Origin of the sequence: Streptomyces mangrovi (genome assembly GCF_900114215.1) — a bacterium.
Taxonomy (GTDB): Bacteria; Actinomycetota; Actinomycetes; order Streptomycetales; family Streptomycetaceae; genus Streptomyces; species Streptomyces barkulensis.
Map to the genome: position 1 here is coordinate 189,363 of NZ_FOSG01000010.1, position 22,092 is coordinate 211,454.

The 22,092-nt window shown below is 74.4% G+C and carries 20 protein-coding genes; 11 read left to right on the forward strand and 9 right to left on the reverse strand.

Translation table 11 applies throughout. The features are described from left to right. Positions 1 to 110: 110 nt before the first annotated feature. The 5 genes from BM237_RS16335 to BM237_RS16355 all read right to left on the reverse strand — a co-directional run bounded on the left by BM237_RS16335 (position 111) and on the right by BM237_RS16355 (position 5,366). Positions 111 to 1,145 (reverse strand): DUF2637 domain-containing protein, encoded by a 1,035-nt coding sequence (locus BM237_RS16335; RefSeq protein ID WP_093850397.1) that lies wholly within the window; start codon positions 1,143 to 1,145, stop codon positions 111 to 113. A gap of 260 nt (positions 1,146 to 1,405) precedes the next feature. Continuing rightward, positions 1,406 to 2,260, reverse strand: coding sequence for a (2Fe-2S)-binding protein (locus BM237_RS16340; protein WP_425443701.1), 855 nt, complete (start codon positions 2,258 to 2,260; stop codon positions 1,406 to 1,408). A gap of 102 nt (positions 2,261 to 2,362) precedes the next feature. Continuing rightward, positions 2,363 to 3,172, reverse strand: a complete 810-nt coding sequence (locus tag BM237_RS16345; RefSeq protein ID WP_093850447.1) for a hypothetical protein — start codon at positions 3,170 to 3,172, stop codon at positions 2,363 to 2,365. A gap of 168 nt (positions 3,173 to 3,340) precedes the next feature. Next, the gene (locus BM237_RS16350) at positions 3,341 to 3,538 is read right to left on the reverse strand and encodes a DUF3099 domain-containing protein (RefSeq protein WP_093850399.1); all 198 of its coding nucleotides are present in this window, start codon (positions 3,536 to 3,538) and stop codon (positions 3,341 to 3,343) included. 70 nt (positions 3,539 to 3,608) lie between these two features. Further along, the gene (locus BM237_RS16355) at positions 3,609 to 5,366 is read right to left on the reverse strand and encodes a PucR family transcriptional regulator ligand-binding domain-containing protein (protein ID WP_093850400.1); all 1,758 of its coding nucleotides are present in this window, start codon (positions 5,364 to 5,366) and stop codon (positions 3,609 to 3,611) included. A 377-nt stretch (positions 5,367 to 5,743) separates the two neighbouring features. On the opposite strand from BM237_RS16355, the gene BM237_RS16360 reads away from it, so the two are divergent. Next, on the forward strand, positions 5,744 to 7,210 hold the full coding sequence (locus tag BM237_RS16360; protein ID WP_093850401.1) for an NCS2 family permease: 1,467 nt from the start codon (positions 5,744 to 5,746) through the stop codon (positions 7,208 to 7,210). A 73-nt stretch (positions 7,211 to 7,283) separates the two neighbouring features. Here the strand turns inward: BM237_RS16360 and BM237_RS16365 are convergent, their stop codons facing one another. The 3 genes from BM237_RS16365 to aceB all read right to left on the reverse strand — a co-directional run bounded on the left by BM237_RS16365 (position 7,284) and on the right by aceB (position 10,475). After that, positions 7,284 to 7,754 (reverse strand): nuclear transport factor 2 family protein, encoded by a 471-nt coding sequence (locus BM237_RS16365; RefSeq protein WP_245793664.1) that lies wholly within the window; start codon positions 7,752 to 7,754, stop codon positions 7,284 to 7,286. Positions 7,755 to 7,824: 70 nt separating this feature from the next. Beyond that, a complete protein-coding gene (locus tag BM237_RS16370) occupies positions 7,825 to 8,598 on the reverse strand; it encodes a hypothetical protein (RefSeq protein ID WP_093850402.1) in 774 nt (257 codons plus the stop codon). Between the two features lie 239 nt (positions 8,599 to 8,837). Further along, on the reverse strand, positions 8,838 to 10,475 hold the full coding sequence (gene aceB, locus BM237_RS16375; protein ID WP_093850403.1) for a malate synthase A: 1,638 nt from the start codon (positions 10,473 to 10,475) through the stop codon (positions 8,838 to 8,840). 375 nt (positions 10,476 to 10,850) lie between these two features. Between aceB and BM237_RS16380 the strand changes: the two genes are divergently transcribed. The 7 genes from BM237_RS16380 (at position 10,851) to BM237_RS16410 (ending at position 17,424) form a co-directional block, all read left to right on the forward strand. Next, positions 10,851 to 11,165, forward strand: coding sequence for a DUF5955 family protein (locus BM237_RS16380; protein ID WP_093850404.1), 315 nt, complete (start codon positions 10,851 to 10,853; stop codon positions 11,163 to 11,165). Positions 11,166 to 11,342: 177 nt separating this feature from the next. After that, complete coding sequence (locus tag BM237_RS16385; protein WP_093850405.1) at positions 11,343 to 12,545, forward strand: cytochrome P450 family protein; 1,203 nt, start codon at positions 11,343 to 11,345, stop codon at positions 12,543 to 12,545. A gap of 258 nt (positions 12,546 to 12,803) precedes the next feature. Then, entirely contained in the window at positions 12,804 to 13,790 is a 987-nt protein-coding gene (locus tag BM237_RS16390) for a sugar ABC transporter substrate-binding protein (RefSeq protein ID WP_093850449.1), read from the forward strand. After that, on the forward strand, positions 13,787 to 14,827 hold the full coding sequence (locus tag BM237_RS16395) for an ABC transporter permease (protein ID WP_093850406.1): 1,041 nt from the start codon (positions 13,787 to 13,789) through the stop codon (positions 14,825 to 14,827). Before BM237_RS16390 ends, BM237_RS16395 begins: the two co-directional genes overlap by 4 nt. Further along, entirely contained in the window at positions 14,794 to 15,660 is an 867-nt protein-coding gene (locus tag BM237_RS16400) for an ATP-binding cassette domain-containing protein (RefSeq protein ID WP_093850407.1), read from the forward strand. Before BM237_RS16395 ends, BM237_RS16400 begins: the two co-directional genes overlap by 34 nt. A 16-nt stretch (positions 15,661 to 15,676) precedes the next feature. Next, positions 15,677 to 16,870 (forward strand): ROK family glucokinase, encoded by a 1,194-nt coding sequence (locus BM237_RS16405; RefSeq protein WP_093850408.1) that lies wholly within the window; start codon positions 15,677 to 15,679, stop codon positions 16,868 to 16,870. Beyond that, entirely contained in the window at positions 16,867 to 17,424 is a 558-nt protein-coding gene (locus BM237_RS16410; protein ID WP_093850409.1) for a hypothetical protein, read from the forward strand. The genes BM237_RS16405 and BM237_RS16410 overlap by 4 nt, the downstream gene beginning before the upstream one ends. Before the next feature lie 59 nt (positions 17,425 to 17,483). Here the strand turns inward: BM237_RS16410 and BM237_RS16415 are convergent, their stop codons facing one another. Beyond that, positions 17,484 to 18,848, reverse strand: coding sequence for a CE1 family esterase (locus BM237_RS16415; RefSeq protein WP_217655877.1), 1,365 nt, complete (start codon positions 18,846 to 18,848; stop codon positions 17,484 to 17,486). Between the two features lie 288 nt (positions 18,849 to 19,136). Here BM237_RS16415 and pcaDC point away from each other — a divergent pair, with 288 nt between their 5' ends. The 3 genes from pcaDC to BM237_RS16430 all read left to right on the forward strand — a co-directional run bounded on the left by pcaDC (position 19,137) and on the right by BM237_RS16430 (position 22,081). Next, a complete protein-coding gene (pcaDC, locus tag BM237_RS16420; protein WP_093850411.1) occupies positions 19,137 to 20,456 on the forward strand; it encodes a bifunctional 3-oxoadipate enol-lactonase/4-carboxymuconolactone decarboxylase PcaDC in 1,320 nt (439 codons plus the stop codon). Positions 20,457 to 20,541: 85 nt separating this feature from the next. After that, positions 20,542 to 21,207, forward strand: a complete 666-nt coding sequence (locus tag BM237_RS16425; protein ID WP_093850412.1) for an MBL fold metallo-hydrolase — start codon at positions 20,542 to 20,544, stop codon at positions 21,205 to 21,207. Between the two features lie 85 nt (positions 21,208 to 21,292). After that, positions 21,293 to 22,081: an exodeoxyribonuclease III gene (locus BM237_RS16430; RefSeq protein WP_093850413.1), complete on the forward strand. Its 789-nt coding sequence runs from the start codon at positions 21,293 to 21,295 to the stop codon at positions 22,079 to 22,081. The last annotated feature ends 11 nt before the right edge of the window (positions 22,082 to 22,092 follow it).

A 22,092-nucleotide genomic window follows, 5' to 3' on the forward strand; every position in this document is an offset into this window, starting at 1 on the left:
GGTGCTGCGAGCCGCCGTGCCGCCGTGCCGCCGGGGAACGCCGGGGAACGGTACGGCCGCCTCGGCCGGTGGGAACCGGCCGAGGCGGCCGCGGGGGAGAACCGGGAGGATCAGCCGAACTGCTTCTCTATGGCGGCGAGTTTGGCCTCCAGTGAGTCCAGCCGGGGACTGGTCAGGCTCTCCTCGGAGCCGAACGCGTCCGCCGGGCGGGGCGGATCCACCTTGCGCAGCCCGTCCGCGCCCAGCGTGCCGCCGCCGGCGTCGTCCGAGGCGGCCCCCAGCGCGGCGCGCGGCCGCGCGGGCTGCGGGGAGCCCGCGCTGACCTCCAGCTCCACCTGCTGCGCGTCGGCCCCGCGGCCCAGCCGGCTGATCGCCCGCAGCCGGGCCCGCTCCAGCTTCCGCTGCTCGCGCTTGCGGGCGCGCTCCTCCTCCTTGCGGCGGCGGTCCTCGCGGACCTCGTCGACCGCCTCGTCCAGCGTCCGCACGCCCTCCAGCAGCATCAGCGACCAGGCGGCGTAGGTCTCGCGTGGGGCGCGCAGCCAGCGCACCACCCGGATCTGCGGCAGCGGACGCGGCACCAGGCCCTGTTCGCGCAGGGCGGCGCGCCGGGTCTGCTTGAGCGCCCGGTCGAAGAGGATGGCCGCCGCGATCGACATGCCCGCGAAGAACTGCGGGGCGCCCGCGTGCTCGTCGCCGCGCGGGGCGTGCACCCAGTTGAACCACGCCGCGGCGCCCGCGAAGAGCCACACCAGCAGCCGCGAGCCGAGGGAGGCGTCACCGTGGCTGGCCTCGCGCACGGCGATGACGGCGGAGAACATCGCCGCGCCGTCCAGGCCGAAGGGGACCAGGAACTCCCAGCCCCCCGACAGGCCGAGGTTCTCCCGGCCGAATCCCACCAGGCCGTGGAAGGAGAGCGCGGCGGCGACGCCCGCGCAGCAGAACAGCAGCACGTAGGAGGCGATGGCGTAGACCGTCTCCTTGCGGCGGCGGCGCTCCTCCATGCGCTCCCAGGAGTCCGCGGCCTGGTCCTCCTCGGTCCTGTGGCGTCCGCTTCCGCGGCCCATCAGCACGACCGCGACCAGGGCGCCGACGAGCAGTACGGCACCCGCCAGCACCCAGTTCATCGATATGTCCGTCAGTCTCATCCGGGGGTGTCCCCTGCCTGGCGGCATGCCGTCAAGACGGCCCCGCCGTGCTCGCGTTGGCTTCGTTGACCCGCAGCATCCTGGCGGAAAAAAGATTGTGCGGCAGGCCCTTTGGGCCCAAAAAACGCCGATGGTGGCCAGAACGTGCGAACAGGAGTGTAGCGAGCCGTAATCGCTGCCGATTACCGGCCGGATGCTCGAACCCCGGGGGGAGTTCACCCCGCCCGCCCGGACCGCCCCGGCGGAGGAGGGGCGGCGGGTCAGGCGCGCGCGGCGCTCAGCCGCTCCACCCGGTCGGCGTCGCAGGTGCGCGGGCAGGTGACACAGGTGTCCTGCGGGCGCAGCGTGTAGAACATGCAGCAGCTCGCCCGGTCCCGGGTGGGGTACTTCTCGCCGTCCGGCCCGGACAGCTCCCGGAAGGCGGCGCCCCGGGGGAACGGGGCGACCGAGCCCGGCAGCAGCAGCTCCGCCTCGGCCATCGCGCGCCGCTCCTCGCCCAGCAGATGGCCGACGTACCACAGGCCCTCGGTGATCTCGTCCGTCGCCATGCCCCACAGCGCGCGCGGTCCGCGGCGCATGAGCGGCCCGAACGCCTCCAGGAGGGGGCCGAGGTGCTCGGCCACGGCCTCGCGTACGGCCGCCCGGAGCGCCTCCTCGCCGTGGACGACACGGGCGCCGGGCAGGGCGGCGGCCGGATCGCCGGGCAGACAGGAGAACTCCCGGGCGCGCACCGCGATCCGGCCCGAGGCGCGGTCGTAGGCCACCGAGTCCACCGGGACACGCGGCACCCGGCGGTGCAGGAACCAGGGGAGCGTCACCAGCAGGCAGACCGACCAGGCGTAGCGGTGCAGGCCGAAGCCGGCCACCACGTCGGGCCGGGCCCGCTCGCCGTAGTCGCGCCGTACCTGCTCGTCGTCCCAGGCCAGGAAGGCGTCCAGGACGGCCCCGCCCTCGGCCAGCTCCGCCGCCCGTACCCAGCCGCCGCCGCGCGGCAGCTCACCGGCCTCCCGCACCTCGGTGACCCGCAGGCCGGGGAAGACCTCGGCCAGGCGGTCGTAGGCCGCGGCCAGCGGCGACGCGGCGGGCGTCTCGGGCGCGGGGGCGAGAGTGCACATGGCCATGCGGGTACCACCGAATCGACGGCTATAACAGGTAAGGCTTACCTTAGCTCACATGATCGGTGCCGGCGCAATGCCCGTCCGCACGAGTGGCGCGCGTCACTCCGCGGAACCCTCGGCCAGCCGGTCGGCCAGCCAGCTCGGCACCCCGCCCAGCAGGCGGAACAGCCGCCGCGCCTCGGCCCGCAGCCGCTCCGCCTCCGGCTCCGGCCGGACGTCCGCCAAGGACACCAGGGCCGGCGCCATGCCCACCAGATAACCCAGCTCCTCGCGCAGCCGCAGCGACTCGGCGAAGCCGTGCCGCGCCTCGGTGAGCTCACCGCCGCGCAGGGCCAGCCCGGCCAGATGCCGCCACGTGAAGGAGCACAGCAGCGCGTCCCCCTGGGCGGTGGCGGCGGCGTGCGCCCGGCGGTACGCCGCCCGCGCCGCCTGGGGGCTGTCGCCGAAGTGCTCGGTCATCAGGCCGCGCCGGAAGTCCAGCATCGCCCGCCGGGAGGAGTCGGGCGGCAGCAGGGCTGCGGCCCGGCCCAGCGCGGCACGGGCCTCGTCGGCCCGGTCGCGTACGGCCAGCACCGTCGCGGCGTAGGCCAGATGGCCGCGTTCGCAGGCGGCCGCACCCCGCTCCTCGTCCGTCGCCGCCAGGGCCTCGGCCACCCGCAGCGCCTCCTCGGCGCGCTCCCAGCCGTCGGCGGTGAACATGCAGCGCTCCACCAGCAGTCCCGCCCGCCGCAGCGCCGCCCCGGCGTCGTCCCGCGCCACTCCCGGCTCCAGCAGCGCCGCCGCGTCCTCCCAGCAGCCGCGCGACCTCAGCCGCCACACCGCGTGGTCGAGCGGACCGCCCTCCGCGTCAGCGCCCGGCCCCGACCCCGCACCCGATCCCGCACCCTCCAGCCGTACCGAACGTGACATGGCGGTCTCCGCCACAGTGCCCTCCCCAACCAAGCGCGCCGTCGAGCCGGATGTGAGCGAATCCCAGCACGAACACCGGGGCCTCGCCAAGGGGTAAGTGTGAACGGTTTCACAATCTTGGTCAGCTCTTGACACACCCCGGACGGCATGCGTCGCCGACCGTCGCGGTCACTCGTCCCACCAGCGGTCGTCCGGCTCGCGCCGGTTGGCGACGACCGCCGCGACCGGCGGGATGACCATGGCCACCACGCACATGGCGATCGCCAGCGGGACCGACCACAGGCGCACGAAGGCCCACGCGCCGACGAAGAGGGCCAGGCACAGCCCCATCAGCGCGAAGTAGCGGTGCCGCCTGCGCGCGTACACCCTTCCAGCCTAGGGCCGGGCCGGGCCGGGCCTGGCGGCCGGGGAGGCTCGGGGCGGCTCGGGCGGGCGCTCAGCGCATGCGCAGGGCGAGGAAGAAGTCCACCTTGTCCTCCAGCCGGGACAGGTCGCGGCCGGTGAGCCGCTCGATGCGGCCCACCCGGTAGCGCAGGGTGTTGACGTGCAGGCCGAGGTGGGCGGCGCAGCGCGTCCAGGAGCCGTCGGAGGCGAGGAACGCCTCCAGGGTGGGCACCAGTTCGGCGCGGTGGCGGCGGTCGTACTCGTACAGCGGGTCCAGCAGCCGGGCGGTGAAGGCGCGGCGCACGTCGTCGGGCACGAAGGGCAGCAGCAGAACGTGCGAGGCCAGCTCCTCGTGCCCGGCCGCGCAGACCCGCCCCGGCCGGGCGGCGGCCACGCGCCGGGCGTGGCGGGCCTCCTCCAGCGCCCCGTGCAGACCCTCGGCCGAGTGGACGGCGGCGCTGACGCCCAGGGTCAGCCGTCCCTCGGGTCCGCCGAGGCCGTCCAGGCCGCGCTCCAGCGGGTCCCGGAGGGCGTCCAGCAGGGCGGTGGCCGCGAACGCGCCCTCGGTCCCGGCGGGCGGCCCGGCCGCCTCGGCGGTCTCCTCGCCGGCCCCTTCCTCGCCGGGCCCCTCACCGCCGGTCTCCTGCCCGGGAGCCGCCGCGAGCGGGACGAGCGCGACGGCCTCCCCGCCGGCCGGCACCACCGCGACCCGGTCCGCCGCCTCCCGGCCGCCGGCCGGGCCGGCCAGCGCCTCCTCCAGCAGGGCCCCGGCGGCCCGGGCCCGCTCCTCCTCGGACAGGCCGGGGCCGCCCTCCCAGTCCAGCCGGGCGACGACGACCTGCCACAGGGACGCGGCCCCGGCCCCGGGCAGCAGCGCGGGGGCCGTCATCCGCAGCCGGGCGGCGACCTCGGCCGACGGCGCGCCGGAGCGCAGCAGTTCCAGCACCTCCCCGGCCAGGCGGCGGCCCACCGAGCGGGCGGTGTCCCGCCGCTCGCGCTCGGCCGCGATCAGCCGGGTGACGCCGTGCAGCAGGTCCAGTCGCTCGGCCGGCCACTCGTCCGCGTCGGCCTCCACCACCAGCAGCCAGCCCGACAGCGCCGCCAGCACCGCCTGGCGGGGGTCGGCGCCCGCACCGGCCGGCGGGCCGTCCACGGGGAACAGCGAGTACACCGTCTCACCGGCCACCGTGCGGTACGGGCCGGGGCGCCCCGCCCGCACCGCGGCCAGGTGCTCGCCCGCCAGACGGGTGCGGACGGGGGCCGGCAGCCGGTCCGCGCCGGCCCCGGCGACCGGCCGGCCGACGGGGGAGAGCACCCACGCCCGCAGGTCCAGATCGGAGCCCAGCAGGTCCAGCACCGCGTCCGGGCCGCCGCCCGCCGGGTCCGGGGACATCAGCCGCCGGTGCCGCTCCACCACGGCGGCCAGATCGCCGGCCCGCTCGCCGGACACCTGCCGCACCACATGCTCGGTGACGGTGGCGAAGGCGACCTTCTCGTCCACCGAGAACAGCGGCATCCGGTGCCGTGCGCAGGCCGCCACCAGGTCCCCGGGCACCGGGCCCAGCTCCGCCTCGCCCGCCGCCAGCGCGGCCACGCCCGCGGCGGCCAGGATGCGGACGAACGGCTCGAAGTCCTCGGGCCCGCGCCGCCAGGCCAGCCCCGTCAGGACCAGCTCACCGCCCGACAGATAGCGGCTCGGGTCGCGCAGGTCGGTGGTCATCACGCCCCGCACCGGCCGGTCGAGCCCCTCCTCGCCGCTCAGGAGCCGCAGCCCCAGCCAGGGGCTGTCCAGGAGTGCGCGCAACCGCATCGTCGTCGTCCGCCGATCTCTTCCGTACCGCCGGTGCCGTACCGCCGGTGCCGTACCGCCGGTGCGCGGGGCGCGCGTACCGCGTCCCGGACCGCACGGGCCTTCGTTCGAATCTACAAGACCCGCGCGTGGGCCGTACGGGTGCTTCGTGCCGCCGGTGACCGCACCGGCCGGGCGACGAGCCGTTCCGCCGGGGGCGTGCGGTGTAACACGGGTGTAGCCGCCCGATCCCCCGCACTCCCGCCCGGCACCGGATCCCGCCACGGGTCGGCGGGGGAACCCCGCGACCGACCGAGAAGAGCCGACGACGTGGACTTCCCGTGCCCCGCCGACAGAGAGGCGGCGCTCGCCGCCGGCGCCGAGCGCCTGAGCGGCCCATGAGCCGGAGAGGCCCCGAAGGCCCAGAAGGCCCCGAGAAGTCCGAGCCGCCCGAGGACCCCCGGGTGGTCGGCCCCCCGCCCTCCAAGGGATCGCGCGTGGACCGCTGGTTCCACATCTCCCGCCGCGGGTCCACGGTCGCGCGGGAGGTGCGCGGCGGTGTCACCACCTTCATGGCGATGGCGTACATCCTGCTGCTCAACCCCGTGCTGCTGTCCGTCCCCGACCGCTACGGGAACCGGCTGGAGGCCGCCGAGGTGATCACCGCGACCGCGCTGGCCGCGGCCGTCACCACCGTCGCCATGGGCGTGATCGGCCGTGCTCCGCTGGCGCTGGCGGCCGGGCTGGGCGTCTCGGGCGTGCTGGCCACCCAGGTCGCCCCCGAGGTGAGCTGGCCGCAGGCGATGGGGATGTGCGTGATCTACGGATCGGTGATCATCCTGCTGGTGGTCACCGGGATGCGCGAGCGGATCATGAACGCCATCCCGACGGCGCTCAAACACGCCATCACCATCGGCATCGGCCTGTTCATCGCGATGGTCGGCCTGGTCAACGCGGGCTTCGTCGGCCTGGGCGAACCGGGCTCCCCGGTCACCCTCGGCCAGGGCGGCCGGCTGACCGGCTGGCCGGTGCTGGCCTTCTGCGTCACCCTGCTGCTGATCTTCATGCTGCTGGCCCGCGGGGTGCCCGGCGCCCTCCTGATCGGCATCGCCGCCGGCACGGCCGTCTCGATGACGGCCACGGCGGCCTTCGGCATCGGCGGCGAGGAGTGGGGCGGCGCCGTTCCCGAGCTTCCCGGGCGGCTGGTCTCCGCCCCCGACTTCGGCCTGCTGGGGAACGTGGAGATCGGCGGTCTGGCGGGTCTGGGCGTCACCGGCTTCACCATGATCGTCTTCACTCTGGTGCTGGCCGGGTTCTTCGACGCGATGGCCACCATCATCGCCGTCGGCCACGAGGCGGGCCTCACCGACGAGCGGGAGCGGATGCCGGGGCTGGGCCGGGCACTGCTGGTGGACGGCGCGGGCGGGGTGGTCGGTGGAGTGGCGAGCGCGTCGGGCCAGACGGTCTTCATCGAGTCGGCCACGGGCGTGGGCGAGGGCGCGCGTACGGGGCTGTCCGCCGTCGTCACCGGGTTGCTGTTCGCGGCGGCGCTGCTGTTCACCCCGCTGGCGCTGATCGTGCCCGGTCAGGTGGCCTCCGCCGCGCTGGTCGTCATCGGCGCGATGATGATGCAGAACTCCCGGTACGTGGACTGGACCGACCGCACCACGGCGATCCCCGTCTTCCTCACCGTCGTCCTGATGCCCTTCACCTACTCGATCACCACCGGCATCGGCGCCGGTGTCATCGCCTACACCGCCGTGCGCACGGCGGTGGGGCGCTGGCGCGAACCGGGGGTGCTCATGTGGCTGCTGACGGCGGTGTTCCTCGTCCACTTCGCGGTGGGCGGGACGGGAGGGGCGTAGGCGAGCCGGCCGGTGCCGGGCCGGACGACCGCCCGGTCCGGCCCGGCACCGGCCCGGCCCCGAGGGGGCGCCGTCAGTCCCGCCGCTCCTCCATCATCTCGGCCCAGCCGCTCTGGATCATCGTCTGGAAGCGCCAGACACCGCCCCGGCGCACCAGGATGTCGGCGTAGCGCATGCGGTGCTCCTCGCCTCCCGCCGTCATCACCGAGTCGGTGAACACCACGACGAGGCTGGAGGAGAGGAAGAACGGGGTGCGCGCCGACTCGAAGCGGGCCCCCTCGTCCCCCGCGCCGCCCATCACCGCGTTCATCGTCCCGGTGTAACGCCGTCGGTCCCACTGGTCCGTCCGGGCGTCGCCGTCGGAGCCGTCGGTCACCAGGTTGAGCGGGAAGACGGCCATGTCGGCCATGCGCTCGATGTTCTCCGGGGTGGGGGAGGAGGCGAGGCCGTCGTAGGAGGCGAACCACTCCTCCACGCTCCGCAGGTCCTCCTCGGTCGGGGTGTAGCCGGTCAGGGCCGCGGCGATCTCGGTGTTCTTCGGCAAGACTCTCCATTCGTCAAATTTGACTAGTTGCGGGAAGGGTAGCGCCCGCCACCCTGGTGGTCAAACTTGATTAGCTGAAATCCGCCGGAGGCCGGCGCGGGCCGCCGGTGCCCAGCAGCGCTTGCGCCGCCTCGCCGACCGGCTGCGGAGTGCCCGCCAGATCCAGCGTGAAGAGCGGCAGGCCGAGGCTTTCCGCGCGGTCGAGGGCCTGGCGGGTGTAGCCCGCCAGGGAGAAGCAGACGGCCACCGCCGACTCGTTGAGGCCGTGCAGCCACAGCGTCTCGACGGCGTCCGGTCCGGTCGGCGCGGTGGTGGGGTCCACCCGGGCCAGGACATCGGGCCCGCGCAGATCGACACCCGGGACCGGATGGGCCCCGGCCACGGGGCGCACCCGCTCGAAGCCCAGCCAGTCCAGAAAGAGCGCGGCGGCCGTCACCACGTCCCGGGCGGTGCGGATGGCGACCGGCTGGAAGTCGGGCCGCCCGCGGGCCGCCCCCGGCGAAGGCGCGTCCGCCGCCTCCCCGCCGGCGGCCACGGCGGACGGGAAGGCCGCACCGGAGGACTGGGCGGGGAATCGGGCTGGGGGCTCGGCGAGGGGAGGCCGCAGCAGCGCGCCGCACGGGCAGCCCAGCTCCGGCCGGGGCCACTCGTCGTACCGCCCGCAGGCGGAGCAGCGCAGCGTCAGCCAGGAGTCGGCCCACACGCGGTGCCGGATCCGTACGGGAATCCCGCCGCGCAGCAGCGCGGGCGTCACGGGGACGCCGCAGCGGCACGGATAGGAGGGGACGATGTAGAGGTGCTCACGACGGCACTGGGGGCACCGCACCGGCACGGTCTCTGCCAATCTCGGCTCCAGTCGGACGGTCGGACGGTCGGACGGTCGGACGGTCGGACGGTCGGGCCCGAGGGCCGCGGGGACAAGGGGCTCGCGGGCTCATCGTCCCCGACGGACACGCCCGCCGGGAACGGGTCCGCACGGCCGGGGTGCCCCGCGGCGGACCGGAGGGGCGACTTCCGGTCATATTCCCCCGGCAGCTCCGCGACCCGGCGTGCGGTGCGCCGCCACCCGGCGCCCGGCGCCGCTCAGTCCAGCAGCTCGTACGCCGGCAGGGTCAGGAACTCCGCGAAGTCCTCGTCCAGCGCCACCCGCAGCAGCAGGTCGTGCGCCTGCCGCCACCTGCCCGCCGCGTACGCCTCCTCGCCCAGCCCGGCGCGGATGTCCGCCAGGTCCTCGGCGGCCAGCGAGCGCACCAGCTCGGGGGTGACCTCCTCCCCGGTGTCCAGCACCACGCCGGCGTCGACCCACTGCCGGATCTGCGAGCGCGAGATCTCGGCGGTGGCGGCGTCCTCCATCAGCCCGAAGATCGCCACGGCACCCTGGCCCCGCAGCCATGCCTCGATGTACCGGACACCGACCCGGACGGCGCCCACCAGCCCCTCGCGAGTGGGTACGGCCTCCAGGGAGTCGACGGCGAGCAGGTCGGCGGCGGTGACGCGCACGTCCTCGCGCAGCCGGTCCTTCTGGTGCGGCCGGGAGCCGAGCACCGCGTCGAAGGACGCCCGCGCGACGGGCACCAGATCGGGGTGGGCCACCCAGGAGCCGTCGAAACCGTCCCCCGCCTCGCGGTCCTTGTCGGCCCTGACCTTCGCGAAGGCCCGCTCGTTGGCCCGCGGGTCGCGCCGGTCGGGGATGAAGGCGGACATGCCGCCGATGGCGTGGGCCCCGCGCCTGTGGCAGGTGCGCACCAGCAGCTCGGTGTAGGCGCGCATGAAGGGCGCGGTCATGGTCACCGCGTCGCGGTCGGGCAGCACGAACCGCTCACCGGCGTCCCGGAAGTTCTTGACGATGGAGAACAGGTAGTCCCAGCGGCCCGCGTTGAGACCGGAGGCGTGGTCGCGCAGTTCGTGGAGGATCTCCTCCATCTCGAACGCGGCGGTGATCGTCTCGATCAGCACGGTGGCGCGGACGGACCCCTGGGGGATGCCGCAGTAGTCCTGGGCGAAGACGAAGACGTCGTTCCACAGCCGCGCCTCCAGGTGCGACTCCAGCTTGGGCAGGTAGAAGTACGGGCCCCGGCCCGTCTCCAGCAGCAGACGGGCGTTGTGGAAGAAGTACAGCCCGAAGTCGGCCAGCGCGCCGGGCACGGCGCGGTCGCCGACCCGCAGATGGCGCTCGTCCAGGTGCCAGCCGCGCGGCCGTACCACGACGGTGGCCAGCTCCTCGTCGGGCCGCAGCTCGTAGCGCCTGCCCCCGGGCGCGGTGAAGTCGATGCGGCGGCGGTGGGCGTCCATCAGGTTGATCTGGCCGCCGACCATGTTGCCCCAGGTGGGGGCGGAGGCGTCCTCGAAGTCGGCGAGCCAGACGCGGGCGCCGGAGTTGAGGGCGTTGACCGTCATCCTGCGGTCGACCGGACCGGTGATCTCCACCCGGCGGTCCCGGAGCGCCTCGGGGGCCGGCGCCACCCGCCAGGCGCCCTCGCGGACGTGGGCGGTGGAGGGCGGGAAGTCCAGGGTGCCGGTGCGGGCGATCTCGGCGCGGCGCTCGGCCCGGCGGACCAGCAGTTCGTCGCGGCGCGGGGTGAACCGATGGTGCAGCTCGCCGAGGAAGGCGAGGGCGGCATCGGTGAGGACCTCCCCGTGGCGCCCTCGGTGCTCGTCGGGCGTCCGGGCGGGATCGGCGCCGGTGACGACGGCGGGCGGGGGCGGCACTGCTGCGGACATGGCGTGTCACTCCTTCGTCGGGGCGGCGGGCAGGGGGGCCGCTTCCACCGGCACGTTCCGCCGCCGGGGACCAGTGTCCCCACCGCGGCGGGCCGGAGCCCGCCGGGCCCCGGCCCTCATGGCCTGAACCATGCCCCGAGTCTCGCCCTCCGTGTAGCGCGATGTGCGGAGAGTGGCGTTTACTGTGCGCACCCCTTCTCCGGCCGTACGCCGCCGGGAGGGGCCGGGTGGCGGGTCCGTACGGCTGCGGAGCGGCGGCGGAACGGCGGGGGAGCGCCGCGGAGCACCGGGAACGGCACGACGGCAGACGACGGCAGACGACGGAGCACGACGGCAGACGACGAGGAACACAGCATCCATGTGGGGGGAGCTGCGTTGCGGAAGGAAGCGGTAGGACACCGGGCGGTCGTCCACGGACAGGACGACCCGCGGGTCATCGCACTGCGGCGGGCCGTGTCCCGCCTGCACCGGGAACTCGCCGGTTACCGTGCACAACTGGCGGACCGGCAGATAGCCGAGGAGGAACTGGCCGCCATGGAAGCCGCGCTCCGCGCGGGCGCTCCCGAGGTCGGCAGGCTGCGCCACTCGCTGCTGCTGATCGCGGGGGCGGTCGGTTCGGTGAGCGCGCTGGCCGAGGCACTGGCGGAGGTGTGCAAGGCCGTGGAGCTGTTCGGCGCGCCGACGCCCTGAGGGGGACGCCCCCGTGTTCCGCCGGCCGGGCGCGCGGGCCGGCGCCGTCGGGAGGTCCCGTACGGACCGTTTCGGCCCACCTGCGGCCCGCCGGACCACCTGGCCGGATAACGATGTCGCCGCAGGACCTCCCGCTGGCATCATCGGCGGCGGACGGCCACACAGGGGGAGGCGCGGATGAGCACCGACGAGCGGGCACCGGTCGATCTGGCGTCCCTGGGCGAGGACTTCGTCCGCGACCCCTATCCCGTCTACGCCGAGCTGCGGGCCCGCGGCCCGGTGCACCGGGTGCGGATACCCGAGGGCGCCGAGGCGTGGCTGGTCGTCGGATACGAACAGGCGCGGGCCGTCCTGGCCGACCCGCGCCTGTCCAAGCACTGGAGCAACGCCTCGCCCGCCCTGCCGCTGGGCCCTCCGGCGGCCGGGATCAGCATGCTCAGCTCCGACCCGCCGGACCACACCAGGCTGCGCAGGCTGGTCGCCCGCGAGTTCACCGCGCGGCGCACGGCCTCCCTGGAGCCGAGGGTGCGGGAGATCGCCGACGGGCTGCTGGAGACGATGCTGAAGGAGCCGGAGCGGCGGGCCGATCTGGTGGACGCCTACGCCTTCCCGCTGCCCATCAGGGTCATCTGCGAGCTGCTGGGCGTGCCGTTCCTGGACCGGGACGCCTTCCGGGCCTGGTCGGCCACCGTCGTCGGGGACGCGGGCTTCGAGGAGAAGCGGGCCGCGAACGAGGCCGTCACCGCGTACCTCACCGAGCTGCTGGAGGAGAAGCGGCGGCAGCCGGGCGAGGACCTGCTGAGCGCCCTGCTGCACACCGCCGACGAGGACGGCGACCGGCTGTCGGCCGAGGAACTGCTCGGCATGGCCTGGCTGCTGCTCATCGCGGGCCACGAGACCACCGTCAACCTGATCGCGAACGGCACCCTCGCCCTGCTCACCCACCCCGACCAGCTCGCGCTGCTGCGCTCGGACCCCTCCCTGACCGAGGGCGCGGTCGAGGAGATGCTGCGCTACGACGGCCCGGTCGAGACGCCCACCTACCGCTTCACCACCGAGCCCGTCGAGATCGGCGGGACGGTGATCCCCGGCGGAGGGGAGCTGGTGCTGGCGGTCCTCGCCGACGCCAACCGCGACCCGGGGCGCTTCGCGGACCCCGGCCGCTTCGACGTCCGCCGCGAATCCCGCGGCCACCTCGCCTTCGGGCACGGCATCCACCACTGCCTGGGCGCCCCGCTGGCCCGGCTGGAGGGCCGTGTCGCCGTTCGCGCGCTGCTGGACCGCTGCCCGGACCTGGCCCTCGACATCCACCCGGCGGCCGTCTCCTGGCGGCAGGGCATGCTCATCCGCGGCCCGCACCGCCTGCCGGTGCGCTTCTGAGGAGCCGCCCCTCCGCCTCCTCAGCCCCCTCCGTCTCACTCACCCCACCCGCACCGCCCGCTCCCTCCCGCGCCACCCCCGATCCCCGTGCGAGCCGCGGTGACGGATACTTGTGCGGCCGGGGCCGGGCGCCGTCCGCGCCCCGGCACGGCACGAAAGCCGGCCGCCGGGCCGGCACTCACGCAGCGAGAGGGCGGAAACCGTGTGACCACGGCAGGAGGGGTATGCAGGGGCGTACGGACCGGTGCCCGGACCGGCATACGGACGAGGGCCACGGCGCTGGCGGCGGTCCTCGCGCTCGCCCTGGCCGGATGCAGCAGCACCGGCGGGAAGCGGGCCGAGGAGGAGCGCGAGCGCGCCGGAGGCCGCGCGGCGGTGGACACCCCGCGCTGGACGTTCGCGATGGTCACCCACTCGGGAGACGGCGACACCTACTGGGACATCGTCCGCAGCGGCGCCGAGCAGGCGGCCGTCAAGGACAACGTGGAGTTCGTCTACTCCCACGACAAGGAGGCCGGCCGCCAGGCCCAGCTCGTCCAGGCCGCCATCGACCGGAAGGTGGACGGGCTGATCGTCACCCTCGCCAAGCCCGAGGCGATGGAGGCGGTGGTGCGCGAGGCGGTGAAGGCCGGCATTCCGGTGGTCACGATCAACTCCGGCCAGGACGAGTCCGCCGACCTCGGCGCCCTCGCCCACATCGGCCAGGACGAGTCCGTCGCCGGCGAGGCGGTCGGCCAGGAACTGAACGAGCGCGGCCACGACAAGGCCCTGTGCGTCGTCCACGAGCAGGGCAACGTCGGCCACGAGGAGCGCTGCGACGGAGTGCGCGAGGCCTTCGACGGCGAGGTGGAGAACCTCTACGTGGACGGCACCAACATGCCCTCCGTGGAGTCCTCCGTCGAGGCCGAGCTCCAGTCCGACCGGGACGTGGACACCGTCGTCACCCTCGGCGCGCCCTTCGCCGCCACCGCCGCCAAGGCCGTGAAGCGGGCGGGCGGCGGCGCGGAGGTCAACACCTTCGACCTCAACGCCCAGGTCGCCGCCGGACTGCGCGACGGCACGATCGGCTTCGCCGTCGACCAGCAGCCCTACCTCCAGGGCTACGAGGCCGTCGACCTGCTGTGGCTGCACCGCTACAACGGCAACATGCTCGGCGGCGGACGGCCGGTCCTCACCGGCCCGCAGCTGGTGACCGGGGACGACGCCGCCGACCTGGAGAAGTACACCGAGCGGGGCACCCGGTGACCGCCACCCCCGCGGCCCTGGCGGAGGACGCCGCCGAGCGCGGCCCGGTGGCGCGGCGCCTGCCGGCCCGCCCCGAGCTGGGCGCGGTGGTCGGGGCCGCCGCCGTCCTGGTCTTCTTCGCCCTCGCCGCCGACGGCTTCCTGCGCCCCGCCGGCCTGGGCACCGTCCTGTACGCCGCCTCCACGATCGGCATCATGGCGGTGCCGGTGGCGCTGCTGATGATCGGCGGGGAGTTCGACCTGTCGGCGGGCGTGATGGTGACCAGCTCGGCGCTGGTGTCCTCGATGTTCAGTTACCAGATGACGGCGAACACCTGGGTCGGTGTCGCGGTGTCCCTGCCGGTCACCCTCGCGATCGGCTTCTTCAACGGCTGGACGCTCACCCGCACCCGCCTGCCGAGCTTCATCATCACCCTGGGCACCTTCCTGATGCTCACCGGCCTCAACCTCGGTCTCACCAAGCTGATCGGCGGCACGGTCTCCACCAGGGCGATCGGCGACATGGAGGGCTTCGACTCCGCCCGCGCGGTCTTCGCCTCCGACATCACCGTCGGCGGCTTCCAGCTGAGGATCACCATCGTGTGGTGGCTCGCGCTGGTCGCCGCGGCCACCTGGATCCTGCTGCGGACCAGGGCGGGCAACTGGATCTTCGCCACCGGCGGCAACGCGGAGGCCGCCCGTGCGGTCGGCGTCCCCGTCGACCGCGTCCGGATCGGCCTGTACACGGGCGTGGCCCTGGCCGCCTGGATCTCCGGCCAGCACCTGCTGTTCAGCTACGACGTCGTGCAGTCCGGCGAGGGCGTGGGCAACGAGCTGATCTACATCGCCGCGGCCGTCATCGGCGGCTGCCTGCTCACCGGCGGCTACGGCTCGGCGGCCGGCGCCGCTGTCGGCGCCCTGATCTTCGGCATGACCAGCAAGGGCATCGTCTACGCCCAGTGGGACCCCAGCTGGTTCAAGTTCTTCCTCGGGGCGATGCTGCTGCTCGCCACGCTGCTCAACGCATGGATCCGCAAGCGGGCGGAGGCATCCTCGTGAACGGGACACCCACGGCGGCGGCCGGCTCCCCCACGGCACTGGTGGAGCTGGCCGGCGTCGGCAAGCGCTACGGCAACGTGACCGCGCTGGAGGGCGTGTCGCTGGCGGTCCGCCCCGGCGAGGTCGTCTGCGTGCTCGGCGACAACGGCGCCGGCAAGTCGACCCTCATCAAGATCGTCTCCGGGCTGCACCGGCACGACGACGGCGTCTTCCGCATCGACGGCGAGGAGGTCCGCCTCACCTCCCCCCGCGAGGCCCTCGACCGCGGCATCGCCACCGTCTACCAGGACCTGGCCGTCGTCCCGCTGATGCCGGTGTGGCGCAACTTCTTCCTCGGCTCCGAGCCCGTCACCGGGCGCGGCCCCCTCCGCCGCCTGGACACCGCCGCCATGCGCCGCACCACCCGCGAGGCCCTGCTGCGCATGGGCATCGACCTGCGCGACGTGGACCAGCCCATCGGCACCCTCTCCGGCGGCGAGCGGCAGTCGGTCGCCATCGCCCGCGCCGTCCACTTCGGCGCCCGGGTGATCGTCCTGGACGAGCCGACCGCCGCCCTCGGCGTCAAGCAGGCCGGGGTGGTCCTGCGCTACGTCGCCGCCGCCCGAGACCAGGGGCTGGGCGTCGTCCTGGTCACCCACAACCCCCACCACGCCCATCTGGTCGGCGACCGGTTCGTGCTGCTCAGGCGCGGTTCCATGGCCGGCAGCCACGCCCGGGAGGAGATCGTCCTGGACGAGCTGACCCGTCAGATGGCGGGCGGCAGCGATCTGGACCGGCTCGGCCACGAACTGGCGCGCATCCGTCCCTCGGAGCCGGACCGCAAGGCTCCGTAGGGCACAATCGACGGTGATGAGTACGTACCGTGACCGGGCGCACCGAGGCTCTGCCGGATCGGCTGCCGGAACGAGCGCCGGAACGAGTGCCAGGGCGACCGCCAGAGCGACGGTGTTCAGGGCCGTGGCCATGCGCGAGCGGCGCTCCTACGTCTCCGCGCCGCGCGTGCCCACGGTGGGCATCGACATCGGCGGCACCAAGGTGATGGCGGGTGTCGTCGACGCCGACGGCCGCATCCTGGAGAAGGTCCGGGCCGAGACCCCCGACAAGTCCAAGAGCCCGCAGGCCGTCGAGGACACCATCGCCGAGCTGGTCCTGGACCTCTCCGACCGCCACGACGTGCACGCCGTCGGCATCGGAGCGGCCGGCTGGGTGGACGCCGACCGCTCCCGGGTGCTGTTCGCCCCCCATCTGGCTTGGCGCGACGAGCCGCTGCGCGACGCGCTGACCGCCCGCCTGGCCGTGCCCGTCATGGTCGACAACGACGCCAACACCGCCGCCTGGGGCGAGTGGCGCTTCGGTGCCGGCCGGGGCGAGGACCACCTCGTCATGATCACCCTCGGCACCGGCATCGGCGGCGCCATACTCGAGGACGGCCAGGTCAAGCGCGGCAAGTACGGGGTGGCCGGGGAGTTCGGCCATATGCAGGTCGTTCCCGGCGGCCACCGCTGCCCCTGCGGCAACCGCGGCTGCTGGGAGCAGTACAGCTCCGGCAACGCCCTGGTCCGCGAGGCCCGCGAGCTGGCGGCGGCCGAGTCGCCGGTCGCGTACGGGATCATCGACCGCGTCGGCGGCAACGTCCGCGACATCACCGGACCGCTGATCACCGAGCTGGCCCGCGAGGGCGACGCGATGTGCACCGAGCTCCTCCAGGAGATCGGCGAGTGGCTCGGCGTCGGCATCGCCAACCTGGCCGCCGCGCTGGACCCCTCCTGCTTCGTCGTCGGCGGCGGGGTCAGCGCCGCCGACGAACTGCTGATCGGCCCCGCCCGGGACGCCTTCCGCCGCCACCTCACCGGCCGCGGCTACCGTCCCGAGGCCCGTGTCGCGCGCGCCGAACTCGGCCCGGAGGCCGGCATGGTCGGCGCCGCCGACCTCGCCCGGCTGGTCGCCCGCCGCTTCCGCCGCGCCAACCGCCGCCGGGTGGAGCGGTACGAGCGCGCCGGGGTCGGCCTGCTGCCCTCGCGCGGCTGGGGGGCGGGCCGTTGACCGCCACCGTGCCCCTGCCGCAGCCCGGGACCCCGCCGCACCGGCCCAGGCACCGCTGGCTGGTCGCGATCATCGTGGTGCTGCTGATCGCCGTCCCCGCCGGCTACCTGGTGCTCTCCGCCTACCAGAGCCGCGACAGCGGCAAGGACAAGCAGCGCGCCGCCGCGGCCACCGGCCTGGTGTGGCAGTGGCCCAGCAAGCTGGAGAGCCGCATCTACGAGGTGCCCGTGCCCGGCGGGTCCAGTTATGTGGCGCACTACGAGACCAACAGCTGGCAGCGCAGTTCCTTCTATGTGCAGTTCCGTACCTCCCGGCGGGGCCTGGAGAGGTTCATCGAGGAGGCCGGCGGTGATCCGGGAGCCCTGCGCGAGGGTGTCTCCGGGGTCACCGGGCGGCAGGCGCAGACGGTGGGCTGGGAGCTGGACGCCCCCGGCCGCCGCTACGTGGGCGCCAGGATCGAGCGGCCCGGGGAGCGGCCGGATCTGGCGGTCACCGTGGACGTCACCAGCGAGGACCGCCTGCGGGTCTACGCGGTCTCCACGGTCGATTTCTGACGGCCGGCCCCGCCGGAGCACTCCGGCGGGGCCTCACCTCAGGAATGCGGTCCGTCCGGTCAGCTGCGCGAGCCGCCCGCGGCGGCGCAGGCGGTGCCGTTGAGGGCGTAGGAGCCCGGCTGGGCGGTGTCGCCGGTGTGGGTGGCCTGGAAGCCGATGTCGACCGACGCGCCCGGGGCGATGGTGGCGTTGTAGGAGACGTTCCTGGCCGTCACCCGGCCGGAGGCGGGGGAGTACTGCGCGTTCCAGCCGGAGGTGATGGTCTGCCCGTCGGGCAGGGTGAGGGCCAGCGACCAGCCCTCGATCGCGGTGGTGCCGGTGTTGGTGATGGTGATGCTCGAGGTCAGACCGGTGTTCCAGGCGTTGACGGTGGCGGTGACCCGGCAGGTCGCCGGTTCCGGTTCCGGTTCCGGCTCCGGCTCCGGGTCCGGACCCGGGTCGGAGGTGTCGAACTGGGAGAAGAACTTCCATATCTCCGCCGGCAGCCAGGTCCTGGAGCCGCTGTCACCAGGCGCCCCGTCCTGCGGGGCGGCGATGTGCCCCTCGTCGAAAGCGGCCCAGACGACCGGGTGATCGGCCGAGCAGCCCGAGTAGGCGGTGATCCGGTGGCTCAGGCTGCCCTGGGCCGGCTCCGGCGGGTTCTGGGGGGTGCAGCCGTTGTTCCCGACGAACCTGTCCCGCATCGCCCGGCCGCCGGAGATGCCGAGGACGCTGTCCCTGAGGCCGTGCACTCCGAAGTAGGCGATGGGCCTGGTGCCGTCGTCGCATCCGCTGAGTACTCCGGCGCTCTGGACCGCGACCGCGCGGAAGACCGTGGCGCGGGAACACGCGAGCGAGTACGACATCGCGCCCCCGTAGCTGAATCCCAGGGCGAAGCGCTGTTCCTGGTCGACGCACAGGTCCGCCTCGATCCGCCGGATCATGTCGTCGACGAAGGCGGTGTCCCGCCCGCCGGTGTTGGCCCAGCCGTTGTCGAGGCCCTGGGGCGCGACGAAGACGGCGCTCTCGTCGGCCAGCCGCTGGAGCCCGTAGTAGGCCCAGGTGCCCGTGTCCACGGTGCGGCCGGTGGCCACGTCGGTGGAGGTGCCGCCCAGCCAGTGGAACCCGAAGACCAGCCGGTAGGGGCGGTCGCGGTCGTAGCCGTCGGGGATCCGGAGGATGAAGCTCCGGTTCCTGCCGCCGCTCTGGATCGTGTGGGTACCGCTCGTCAGGGTGGGGGCCCTGCCGCATCCGGAGCTCGCGGCGGCGGCGGCGGTGGCGGCGGTGGCGGTGGTGGCGGTGGTGTCAGCAGCCGCGCGGGGGGTCGTGGGCGGGGTGCTCTCGCCCCGGCCGTGGCCCAGCGCGATGCCGTCCATGCCCAGGACGAGCAGTACGGCGACGACGGCCGTCCATAACAGGGACCTTGCCCTTGCCGTCCTTGTCATCGTGAGACTCCTTCTCGGTGTGGGGGGTCGTCCCGGGCCGGCGGACGTGGCGGTGGAACGGGAGCGGTCGCAGCGGCCGCCCACCTAGGTGTACGAAATATCGAACGTCGTTCGGGAATCCGGGATGCCACGGATCCTAGAGAGGTGGCCGGTCGTGTCAACACCGCTCGCGAAACCCGGGGCCCAGGTGTCCGGCCGCGCGAGACCGGACGACCGGACGACCGGACGACCGGACGACCGGTCGCCCCATGCGCCCCGCCGACACCCCCGCCTGTGAGGAACCGGGGGATGTGGGAGCGTGAGCGGGTGAGCGAGAAGAACGTCGACACCCTGCAGTACCGAGTTGACGGGCCGGAGCACGCCCCGGTCCTCGTCCTGGGACCGGCCCTCGGTACCACCTGGCACATGTGGGACCGTCAGGTCCCCGAACTCAGCCGCCACTGGCGGGTGCTCCGCTACGACCTGCCCGGCCACGGCGGCGCGCCCGCCCGCCCCGCCACCTCCGTCGGCGACCTCGCCGCCCGGCTGCTGGCCACCGCCGACGCCGCGGGCGCCGACCGCTTCGCCTACGCGGGCTGCTCCCTGGGCGGCGCCGTGGGCGCCCGGATCGCGCTGGACGCGCCCGGCCGGCTCACCTCCCTGGCGCTGATCTCCTCCGCCCCCCGCTACGCCACCCCCGACACCTGGCGGCAGCGCGGCGTGGTGGTGCGCACCAACGGACTGGACCCCATCGCCCGCTCCACCCCCGAGCGCTGGTTCACGCCCGCCTTCGCCGCCGCCCAGCCCGCCATCGTGGAGTGGGCCGTCCAGATGGTCCGCACCACCGACCCCGGCTGCTACATAGCCGCCTGCGAGGCGCTGGCCTCCTTCGACATACGTCGGGAGCTGGCCCATATCGGCGTGCCCACCCTGGTCGTCGCCGGGGCCGAGGACCGGGTCACCCCGCCCGCCGACGCCCGCGCCCTGGTGGCGGGCATCCCCGACGCCCGGCTCGCCCTCGTCCCCGACGCCTGCCACATGGCCCCCGTGGAGCGGCCCGGCGAGATCACCGAACTGCTGGCCGGACACTTCTCGGCCGCCCTCCCCGCCGGCCGGCGGGACGCCCCGGCGGCCGTCCCGGTCCCCGCCCAGGCGCCCGCCGGCGGCGCGGGCCGCACGCCGGACGCCCTGCCCACCCGTACCGCGATCGCCGCCCTGACCGCCGGAGAGCAGAGCCAGGACCACCCCGGCGCCGCGTACGACACCGGTCTGAGGCTCCGCCGCGATGTGCTCGGCGACGCCCACGTCGACCGCGTGGCCGAGGAGACCGACGACTTCACCGGCGACTTCCAGGACCTCCTGACCCGCTACGCCTGGGGCGAGGTGTGGGCCCGCACCGGCATCGACCGCCGCACCCGCTCGGTGGTCACCCTCACCGCGCTCACCGCCGGCGGGCACCTGGAGGAGCTGGCCTCGCACACCCGCGCCGCGCTGCGCAACGGGCTCACCCCGCAGGAGATCAAGGAGGTGCTGCTGCACACGGCCGTCTACTGCGGAATGCCCGCCGCCGGAGCCGCGTTCGCCGTCGCCCGGCGCGTCATAGCGGAGGAGACCACCCCCCGCGACTGACACCCCGAGACCGAACCCCGGGACAGGTTCCGGAGGATGGCGGGACTTCGCGGCGAAGATCGCGGACGGGCAGCACAATGACCCCATGGAGCTCACCAAGAAGGGCCACGCCTGCGTCGCCCTGCACCGCGAAGGACGCACGCTCGTCATCGACCCGGGCGGCTTCAGCGAGGCGGACGCGGCCGTCGGCGCCGACGCGATCCTGGTCACCCACGAGCACCCCGACCACTTCGACGAGAGCCGGCTGCGCGCCGCGCTGGAGGCGAACCCGGCCGCCGGGATCTGGACCCTGCGCAGCGTCGCCGAGCGAATCTCGGCCGCCTTCCCCGGACGCGTCCACACCGTCGGCGGCGGGGACGCCTTCACCGCCGCCGGCTTCGAGGTGGAGGTGCACGGCGAGCTGCACGCCGTCATCCACCCCGACATCCCGCGCGTCACCAACGTCGGCTACGTCGTCACCGCCCCCGGCGCCGGCACCGTCTTCCACCCCGGCGACGCCCTGACCGTCCCCGGCCGCCCGGTGGACACCCTGCTGCTGCCGGTGCACGCCCCCTGGAGCAAGGTCGCCGAGGTCGTCGACTACGTGCGCGAGGTACGGCCGCGCGTGGCGTACGACGTCCACGACGGACTGCTGTCGGACTTCGGGCATCTGATCTACGGCCGCCTCCTCGGCCCGAACGGTCCCGGCACCGCCGGTGCGGAGCACACCCGGCTGGAGCCCGGGCAGAGCGTCGCGCTGCGGGAGGACTGAGCCCCGCCGGAGGGAGCGCCCCGCCGGCGGCCGGCTGCCGCCCGCCGTCCGCCGGCTGTCGGTGCCGGGCGGTAGATTCGCTGCCATGCGTATCGCCACCTGGAACGTCAACTCGATCACCTCACGGCTCGAACGGCTGCTGGCCTGGCTGGAGAGCAGCGGCACGGACGTGCTGTGCCTGCAGGAGCTGAAGTGCACCGCGGAGGCGTTCCCGGCCGAACCGCTGCGCGAGCTGGGCTACGAGGCCGCGGTCAACGCCTCGGGCCGGTGGAACGGGGTGGCGGTGCTGTCCCGGGTGGGTCTGGAGGATCCGGTGATCGGCCTGCCCGGGGGGCCCGACTACGAGGGCGTCACCGAGCCCCGCGCGGCGGGCGCCACCTGCGGCGGGGTGCGGGTGTGGTCGGTGTACGTGCCCAACGGCCGCGAGGTGGGCCACCCGCACTTCGAGTACAAGCTCCGGTGGTTCGCCGCGCTGCGCGAGCTGGCCGTGCGGGAGACGGCGGGGGAGGCCGGAGGACGGCCCTTCGCCGTCCTCGGCGACTACAACGTCGCGCCGGCCGACGAGGACGTCCACGACCCCGCCGTCTTCGAGGGCTCCACACACGTCACCCCGGCCGAGCGCGAGGCGCTGGCCGCGCTGCGCGCGGCGGGCCTGGCCGACGTCGTGCCGCGCCCGCTGAAGTACGACCGCCCCTACACCTACTGGGACTACCGCCAGCTCGGCTTCCCCAAGAACAAGGGCATGCGCATCGACCTGGTCTACGGCAACCCGGCCTTCGAGTCGGCGGTGAAGGACGCCTACGTCGACCGCGAGGAGCGCAAGGGCAAGGGCGCCTCGGACCACGCCCCGGTCGTCGTCGACCTGGAGGTGTGAGGGCCCGCCCG

What these genes read in the sequence shown, in the direction of transcription:
- BM237_RS16335 (WP_093850397.1), bottom strand. Translation starts at nt 1,145, where the DNA reads ATGAGACTGACGGACATATCGATGAACTGGGTGCTGGCGGGTGCCGTA.
- BM237_RS16340 (WP_425443701.1), bottom strand. Translation starts at nt 2,260, where the DNA reads ATGTGCACTCTCGCCCCCGCGCCCGAGACGCCCGCCGCGTCGCCGCTG.
- BM237_RS16345 (WP_093850447.1), bottom strand. Translation starts at nt 3,172, where the DNA reads ATGTCACGTTCGGTACGGCTGGAGGGTGCGGGATCGGGTGCGGGGTCG.
- BM237_RS16355 (WP_093850400.1), bottom strand. Translation starts at nt 5,366, where the DNA reads ATGCGGTTGCGCGCACTCCTGGACAGCCCCTGGCTGGGGCTGCGGCTC.
- BM237_RS16360 (WP_093850401.1), top strand. Translation starts at nt 5,744, where the DNA reads ATGAGCCGGAGAGGCCCCGAAGGCCCAGAAGGCCCCGAGAAGTCCGAG.
- aceB (WP_093850403.1), bottom strand. Translation starts at nt 10,475, where the DNA reads ATGTCCGCAGCAGTGCCGCCCCCGCCCGCCGTCGTCACCGGCGCCGAT.
- BM237_RS16385 (WP_093850405.1), top strand. Translation starts at nt 11,343, where the DNA reads ATGAGCACCGACGAGCGGGCACCGGTCGATCTGGCGTCCCTGGGCGAG.
- BM237_RS16400 (WP_093850407.1), top strand. Translation starts at nt 14,794, where the DNA reads ATGGATCCGCAAGCGGGCGGAGGCATCCTCGTGAACGGGACACCCACG.
- BM237_RS16405 (WP_093850408.1), top strand. Translation starts at nt 15,677, where the DNA reads ATGAGTACGTACCGTGACCGGGCGCACCGAGGCTCTGCCGGATCGGCT.
- BM237_RS16415 (WP_217655877.1), bottom strand. Translation starts at nt 18,848, where the DNA reads ATGACAAGGACGGCAAGGGCAAGGTCCCTGTTATGGACGGCCGTCGTC.
- pcaDC (WP_093850411.1), top strand. Translation starts at nt 19,137, where the DNA reads ATGTGGGAGCGTGAGCGGGTGAGCGAGAAGAACGTCGACACCCTGCAG.
- BM237_RS16425 (WP_093850412.1), top strand. Translation starts at nt 20,542, where the DNA reads ATGGAGCTCACCAAGAAGGGCCACGCCTGCGTCGCCCTGCACCGCGAA.
- BM237_RS16430 (WP_093850413.1), top strand. Translation starts at nt 21,293, where the DNA reads ATGCGTATCGCCACCTGGAACGTCAACTCGATCACCTCACGGCTCGAA.